Here is a 6,757-nt window from a genome sequence, read left to right on the forward strand (position 1 = left end):
CCCTCGGCGCCGGCGGTGATGTAGGGCAGGTTGATGCTGGTCTCCTGGGAGGAGGACAGCTCGATCTTGGCGCGCTCGGCAGCCTCCTGCAGACGCTGGGAAGCCATCTTGTCCTTGGACAGGTCAATGCCGTTCTTGTTCTTGAACTGCGTGACCAGCCAGTCGACGATGCGCTGGTCCCAGTCGTCGCCACCCAGGCGGTTGTCACCCTTGGTGGCCTTCACCTCGAAGACGCCCTCGGAGATGTCCAGCAGGGACACGTCGAAGGTGCCACCACCCAGGTCGAAGACCAGGACCGTCTGCTCCTTGCCACCCTTGTCCAGGCCGTAGGCCAGCGCCGCGGCGGTGGGCTCGTTGATGATGCGGTCCACGGTCAGGCCCGCGATCTCGCCGGCCTCCTTGGTGGCCTGACGCTCCGCGTCGGAGAAGTAGGCCGGGACGGTGATGACGGCATTGGTGACCGGCTCACCCAGGTAGGCCTCGGCGTCGCGCTTCAGCTTCTGCAACACGAAGGCGCTGATCTGCTGGGGCTTGTAGACCTTGCCGTCGATCTTGATGCTCCAGTCGGTGCCCATGTGGCGCTTGACGGAGCGGATGGTGCGGTCGACGTTGGTGACGGCCTGGCGCTTGGCGACCTCGCCCACCAGGACCTCACCGGTCTTGCTGAATGCCACTACCGACGGGGTGGTGCGGGCGCCTTCGGCGTTCGGAATGACAGTGGGATCGCCACCCTCAAGAACTGCGACGACGGAGTTGGTGGTGCCCAGATCGATACCGACGGAACGTGCCATGGTGTTCTCCTCCTGTGTTGTGCGAACTGCGAACGATGGTCCAGAAGCGCTGCATGAACGGTGCGCTTCCACGTCATCCACTGTCGCCCAGGGCGCGGCTCTGGTCGATGGGTGGCGACACCCAAAGTGGCCGGGGCGATCCCCACCCCCGGGCCAGAACGCTTGGCCGGGCTGCCGGTGCGCGTCGAGAGTGGAGCCACCACGAACAGCGAAGCTGTTCCTCACAGAAGGGCAACCTCATGGAGTTGAAGGATTTCACCGCTCTGGTCGTCGGCGTCGACGGCTCCCCAGCCGCCGACCGTGCTGCCGCGTGGGCCTGTCAGTTCGCCGACCGGCACGACCTGTCGGTGCGGCTGCTGATGATGGTGTCCATGCCCGTGCCTCCCAGCACCGACACCTTCGCCGGCCCGATCTCCCACTGGTACACCCCGCAGCTGGTCGAGGACCACCTCGACGCGATGCGCGCGCAGGTCAACCAGCTGGCTGAGCTGAACCGGGCTCGATTCCCCCAGGTCGACATCACCACCGAGGTGCAGCTCGGTGCCCCCGCCCACGGCCTGATCGCTGCCACCGGGCCGAGCGGCATCCTCGTGGTCGGGCGCCAGGGCCGCGACGGCATCGTGGAACACCTGCTCGGCAGCACCACTGACGCCGTCCTGTCCCACAGCAAGCAGCCAGTCGTCGTCGTGCCCATGCAGGGTGACTGGAGCCCCGACGGCCCCGTGGTCGTGGGGGTCGACGACCAGGGTTCCTGCCAGGCCCTGCACCTGGCGGCACAGATCGCCAGCAGCCACCACACCACGCTGCAGCCCGTCACCGTCGTCCACTTCGACCCCTCGTGGACCACGGCATTCGACGACCGCATGCCGGAACTGATGGCAGCCAACGCCATGGAACGTCTCGATGATCTGCTGGAGCCGGTGACCGAGCAGCATCCCGACCTCACTGTGGACGCCATCCTGGTCGGCGGCAAGCCCGTCGACGCCCTGGTCAAGCGTTCCCGCGGCGCCAGCCTCGTGGTGGTCGGCAGCCGTGGCCGGGGCGGCTTCATCGGTCTGCTGCTGGGCTCGACCAGCCGACGCATCGCCGGTCGGAGCCTGGCGCCGGTGATGGTCGTGCGCAGCGAGAGCACCCCCACCCACCAGGCCTGACCCGCCTCACCACGTCAGATGCCCTCGGCATCCCGCACGGGATGCCGAGGGCATCTGTCATGTCTGACGCGTCGGGGCGTGTCAGTCGCTGGCCAGCGTCGCGGACAGCGTGAGTTCCTTGCCGTCACGCACCACCAGCAGGTTCACCTGCTTGCCGACGGGAAGTCCCCGCACATGCCCCACCAGGGACAGCGCAGAGGTGGTGGCAGCACCGTCGATGCTGAGGATGTGATCGCCGGCCTTCACCCCGGCCCGCTGAGCCGGACTGTCGGCAACCACCGAGACGACCACCGCGCTGCGCACCTGTTGCGTGCCGCGTGCCGCGATGCCGTCAGCCACGGAGATCCCCAGTTGCGAGTGCCGGGCCCGGCCATCACGAATGAGCTGTTGGGCCACCATCGACACCTGGTCGGACGGGATCGCGAACCCGATGCCGATGCTGCCGCTGCCCGGGCCCAGCGTGGCGATGGAGGAGTTGATGCCGATCAGCTCGCCACAGCCATTGACCAGGGCCCCACCCGAATTGCCCGGATTGATCGGTGCCGAGGTCTGGATGGCATTGGTCACCGTCGCGACGCTCGGTCCGGCGCCTTGTTCGGAGGCAGCCACCGGACGGTTGAGGGCACTGACGATGCCGGTGGTCACGGTCCCCTCCAGGCCCAGGGGATTGCCCACGGCCATCACGGGCTGCCCGGTGCGCACCTTCGCGGAGGTGGCAATCGGGATCGGGGTGAGCTTGGCGTCCTTGACCGTGAGCACCGCCAGATCGGTGATCGGGTCACGACCGGCGATGGTGACCGGCTCGACGGTGTTGTCGGACAGGGTCACCGACACGTCACTGTCGGTGGCATCACCCACCACGTGGGCATTGGTGACGATGTGGTGGTCATCAATGACCACCCCCGAGCCCTCACCCACCGGACGGCCGCCGCTGGAGACACCCACCGACACCACCGACGGGCTCACCGCGTCCGCCAATGACGTCCAGGAAGGATCATCCAGGCTGCACGAAGAACCAGAATTGTTCCCCGACGGGGAACCGCTGGCGGCCGCTGACGTCGTGGGGGCCTTCGGACCAACCGGGTCCATCGGGGCGGTGTCACTACAGGCAGCAAGGGGAAGCAGCGAAACCATCGCAAGGGCGGTGACCGCCGAACGTGCAAGGCGAGGTTGAAGCATGGCAAAACTCCTGATGGGGCAAAGGGCTGTGGATGGGTTGCAGACGGGGCCGACGGATCAGGTCAGCTGTTCTTGGCCGCGCGCCACACGGCGATGGCGGCAGCGGCCTGCGTCGCGCCGATGGCCAGCAGCGTCATACCGGCCCACAGGCCGATGGTGATGATGGCGGCGGTGTGGTCGATGACGAACCAGCCGCCGGCCAGGACGAGCAGCAGCCCGCCCAGGACGTGGAGCCAGCGGTGATCGGTTGCCTTGCGGGCCATCAGGGCGATGCCGGACACGATGGTCCACAGGCCGACGGCGACGGCGATGAAGGACAGGGTCAGGCCGGGCAGCAGCAGCACGAGCAGGCCGAGGGCGACGCCGATGACGCCGATGGTGCCGGCGATCCAGCGCAGCAGGCCGGTGGCGTGCCAGGCGCCGATCATCGTCGAGACGGACTCGACGAGCAGGAAGGCGCCGCAGAAAATGACCAGCGAGCGCAGGGTCAGGCCGGGCCACCAGATGAGCAGGATGCCGAGCCCGATGAGCAGCGCGGCGTTGAGCAGTTCGACGAGGGACAGGGTACGCAGGGTCTTGGTCATGGTGGTCTCCACAGGGTTGGACGGGATGTTCACGTAGTCCATTCCAGTGCTCGACACCCGGCGCAACCATCGGTGTCGACACCCACATGCGCAGGCACCGACATGCACCCGGCTGGGTCAGGGTTCGATGAGGCCCACCCGGATGGCGTAGCGGGTCAGTTCGAGACGGTCCTTCATCCCGAGCTTCTCCAGCAGGTTCGCACGATGCCGCTCGACGGTCTTGGGACTGATGAACAGCATCTCGGCGATTTCCTTGCCGGGGTGCCCTTCGGCGATGAGCTTGAGGATCTCCTCCTCACGCGGGGTCAGCAGCCGGTCGCCTTCGTGGGCCTCACCACGCTGGACGTACTCGCGGATGATGGTCGACATGGCACCCGGGTACAGGAAGGGTTCCCCGCGTACGGCGGCACGGCAGGCGTTGAGCAGGTCGCGATCGGCCATGGACTTGTGGACGTAGCCGGCCGCGCCGATCTTGAGGGCCTCGAACAGGTACTGCTCGTTGTCGTGCATGCTCAGGATCAGCATCTGGGTGGGCAGCTTGCGCTGGGAGACCTCGCGGGCCACCTGCAGCCCGGTCATGCGGGGCATGGTGACGTCCAGGATGGCCAGGTCGATGTCGCCGCGGCTGATCCGCTCGAGGGCCTCGGCCCCGTCGGCGGCCTCCGCGACGACGGTGAAGTCGGGCTGCGGGTCGAGCATCATCTTCACGCCTTGGCGCAACAGGGTGTGGTCGTCGGCCAGCAGCACGCGGGCGACTCGGGTGGTGGGCGTGTGGATGGTCAGTCCTCCGGGAGGGTGTCGTGGGGCAGGGTAGCCCGGTCGATGCGCAGTTCGACGCGGGTGCCGCCGCCGGGGTTGTCGGTGATGGTGAGCTGGGCGTTGATGTAGCGTGCGCGGTCGTGCATGCCGGCCAGGCCTGTGCCGGGGGTGGAGCCCTGCAGGCCGCGGCCGTCGTCGGCGATGACCAGCCGCACGGTGTCCTGGTCGCAGTGCAGTGACAGGGTGACGGTGCTGGCCTGGGCGTGTTTGGCGCTGTTGGTGAGGGCCTCCTGGGCGATGCGGTAGACGCCCAGTTGGGCGGCCCAGCCCAGGTCGGGCACCGGCTGGAGGTCTCGGCGCACGACCACGCCGGTGGCCTCGGCGTGTGCGGTGGCCAGGGAGGTCAGGGCGGCGACCAGGCCCAGGTCTGACAGGACGCTGGGACGCAGGTCGGCGGCCAGCCCACGAACCTCCTGCAAGCTGGTGCGCACTGCCTCCTGGGCCATGGCCACCTTCTGCTCCTGGTCGGCGCCGTCCTGGATGGAATGCAGCAGCAACAGCGCATAGGTGAGGGTCTGGCCGATCTGGTCGTGCAGTTCCCGCGACAGGCGGGCCCGTTCCAGTTCCTGGCCCTCGATGAGCGCGGTCAGCGTCGCCCGTCGCTGGGACCACAGGCGCTCCACGAGCTCATTGTGGGCACCGACGATGCTGTCCAGGTCGGGCATATCCGGAACGGCCTGGATCGGGGCAGCGTCGTCGAGGTTCGGTGTCTCGGCGATCTGCCGCGCGGCCTTCTGCACCGGGGCGAAGCCCCGCTCGATGGCGCGCCAGCTGATGATGGACACGATGATCACTCCAGTCAGGGAACAGGCGGTCTCCCAGGGCTTGGGGGGCCAGCTGCCGGTGAGTGGGGTTGCGACGATGAGCAGGTTCATCGACAGGAAGGCACCCGACACCATCGCCCAGACCCGCTGTTGCAGACTCATCGGGGGCTCCTCGCGAATGGGCCGTCTTCGGCGACAGTGGTGGCCGGGGGATGGCAACAGGCCCTGTCGTGAGTCTACAGTCTCGATCCTAGGGGTCCGGGACGGTCAGGGGGTCGGGTCGTGGTCGGCGACGACGGCCACCGGGGTCGAGGTCAGCCGCAGCAGTCGACGGCTCTCGGAGTTCTCCCGCTGGCCCCGGTAGTTCGGGCCTCGGCTACCGACCACGGTCAGGCTGGTTTCCAGGGCCTCGGCGAGCAGGGCATCGGCGGGTTCGTGGGGTGAGATCATGACGTCGTAGCTGGCGGGCAGCAGCTCGGCGGCGGCCCCGGTGAGGATGGCCACGGCACGGTTCCGCAGCTCGTCAATGTCCTCGCATCTCTCGTCGGCGACGACCACCTTGAGAGGCATCCCCGCGCGGCGGGCCACGGCGGCGGCGAAGCGGATCCCCGGCACGCCGGGCTCCTCCAGGTCCAGCCCCAGCACGATGGGACGGTCGAAGGTGTTCCAGGTGGTGGCAGGGATCACCACCACCGGCCCGTGGGCCTCCTGCAGCAGGTCCTCGGCGACAGCGTCCATCACCGGGACGATCGGCGCATCGGCCCCTCGTGCTGGGATGACCACCATGGCCGCGGTGCGGCTGGCCTCGGCCAGGGCGGGGGCGAGCATGCCGGGTGCGGCCACGAGCTGGCCGCTGTCGGCAACCAGGGTGCGGATGCCGGTGGCGAGGTGGGGGGTGTGCAGGATCGTCAGGGGCCAGTCGCCGGCGCGGGCGATGTCCTGGGCCCACACGGCCGCGGCGATCGAGGCGGGCGAGCCGTCGACGCCCACCACGACGTGGTCTGTGCATTCCATCTGCGATGCCTCCTTGAGGACTGGCACAGGGACAGGACCCGCAGGCTGCGGCGGGTCCGGGACCCCTCCAGCTTCACCGGGTCTCGCGCGAAAGGCCACGGTTCACGGCCCGGATGGGCGTCGTCCCCCACACAGGTGAGTGCCAACCCCCAATTGCCTGCGAACTCCTTGACCTGCCCGGGGGCCGCTGCACACCATCGATGTGCACCGGATCCCAGCCGCCGGGCAGCAAGCCCCGCAGGCCGGGACCGCCCACGAACCACCCATGGACCACGACCCGCCACCGGCGCGGTCACCCTGACGAAGGAGCACTGATGGACACCGAGAAGCTCACCACGATGAGCCGGGACGCGGTCTCGGCCGCGATCCGCAATGCCCTGGCCGCCGGCAATCCGACGGTCGAACCCCAGCACCTGCTGCACGCCCTGCTGATGGTGCCGGAGAACTCCGTCGCG

At 68.4% G+C, this 6,757-nt stretch carries 7 protein-coding genes; 1 reads left to right on the forward strand and 6 read right to left on the reverse strand.

The window, feature by feature from the left end:
- The coding region (locus tag ACHFFZ_RS09185) for an Hsp70 family protein (RefSeq protein WP_394276335.1) at positions 1 to 791 on the reverse strand (791 nt) is incomplete at its 3' end.
- 239 nt (positions 792 to 1,030) lie between these two features.
- Here ACHFFZ_RS09185 and ACHFFZ_RS09190 point away from each other — a divergent pair.
- Positions 1,031 to 1,942, forward strand: coding sequence for a universal stress protein (locus ACHFFZ_RS09190; protein WP_394276336.1), 912 nt, complete (start codon positions 1,031 to 1,033; stop codon positions 1,940 to 1,942).
- Between the two features lie 81 nt (positions 1,943 to 2,023).
- Here ACHFFZ_RS09190 and ACHFFZ_RS09195 read toward each other — a convergent pair whose 3' ends face one another.
- The 5 genes from ACHFFZ_RS09195 to ACHFFZ_RS09215 all read right to left on the reverse strand — a co-directional run bounded on the left by ACHFFZ_RS09195 (position 2,024) and on the right by ACHFFZ_RS09215 (position 6,302).
- Positions 2,024 to 2,908: a S1C family serine protease gene (locus ACHFFZ_RS09195; protein ID WP_394276337.1), complete on the reverse strand. Its 885-nt coding sequence runs from the start codon at positions 2,906 to 2,908 to the stop codon at positions 2,024 to 2,026.
- Between the two features lie 275 nt (positions 2,909 to 3,183).
- Entirely contained in the window at positions 3,184 to 3,762 is a 579-nt protein-coding gene (locus tag ACHFFZ_RS09200; RefSeq protein ID WP_394276338.1) for a DUF308 domain-containing protein, read from the reverse strand.
- A 60-nt stretch (positions 3,763 to 3,822) separates the two neighbouring features.
- Positions 3,823 to 4,452: a response regulator gene (locus ACHFFZ_RS09205; RefSeq protein ID WP_394276339.1), complete on the reverse strand. Its 630-nt coding sequence runs from the start codon at positions 4,450 to 4,452 to the stop codon at positions 3,823 to 3,825.
- A 32-nt stretch (positions 4,453 to 4,484) separates the two neighbouring features.
- The gene (locus ACHFFZ_RS09210) at positions 4,485 to 5,450 is read right to left on the reverse strand and encodes a sensor histidine kinase (protein WP_394276340.1); all 966 of its coding nucleotides are present in this window, start codon (positions 5,448 to 5,450) and stop codon (positions 4,485 to 4,487) included.
- Positions 5,451 to 5,555: 105 nt separating this feature from the next.
- Entirely contained in the window at positions 5,556 to 6,302 is a 747-nt protein-coding gene (locus ACHFFZ_RS09215; protein WP_394276341.1) for a hypothetical protein, read from the reverse strand.
- Between the last annotated feature and the right edge of the window lie 455 nt (positions 6,303 to 6,757).

Origin of the sequence: Luteococcus sp., from assembly GCF_043424415.1 — a bacterium.
GTDB lineage: Bacteria > Actinomycetota > Actinomycetes > Propionibacteriales > Propionibacteriaceae > Luteococcus.

What these genes read in the sequence shown, in the direction of transcription:
- ACHFFZ_RS09190 (WP_394276336.1), top strand. Translation starts at nt 1,031, where the DNA reads ATGGAGTTGAAGGATTTCACCGCTCTGGTCGTCGGCGTCGACGGCTCC.
- ACHFFZ_RS09210 (WP_394276340.1), bottom strand. Translation starts at nt 5,450, where the DNA reads ATGAGTCTGCAACAGCGGGTCTGGGCGATGGTGTCGGGTGCCTTCCTG.
- ACHFFZ_RS09215 (WP_394276341.1), bottom strand. Translation starts at nt 6,302, where the DNA reads ATGGAATGCACAGACCACGTCGTGGTGGGCGTCGACGGCTCGCCCGCC.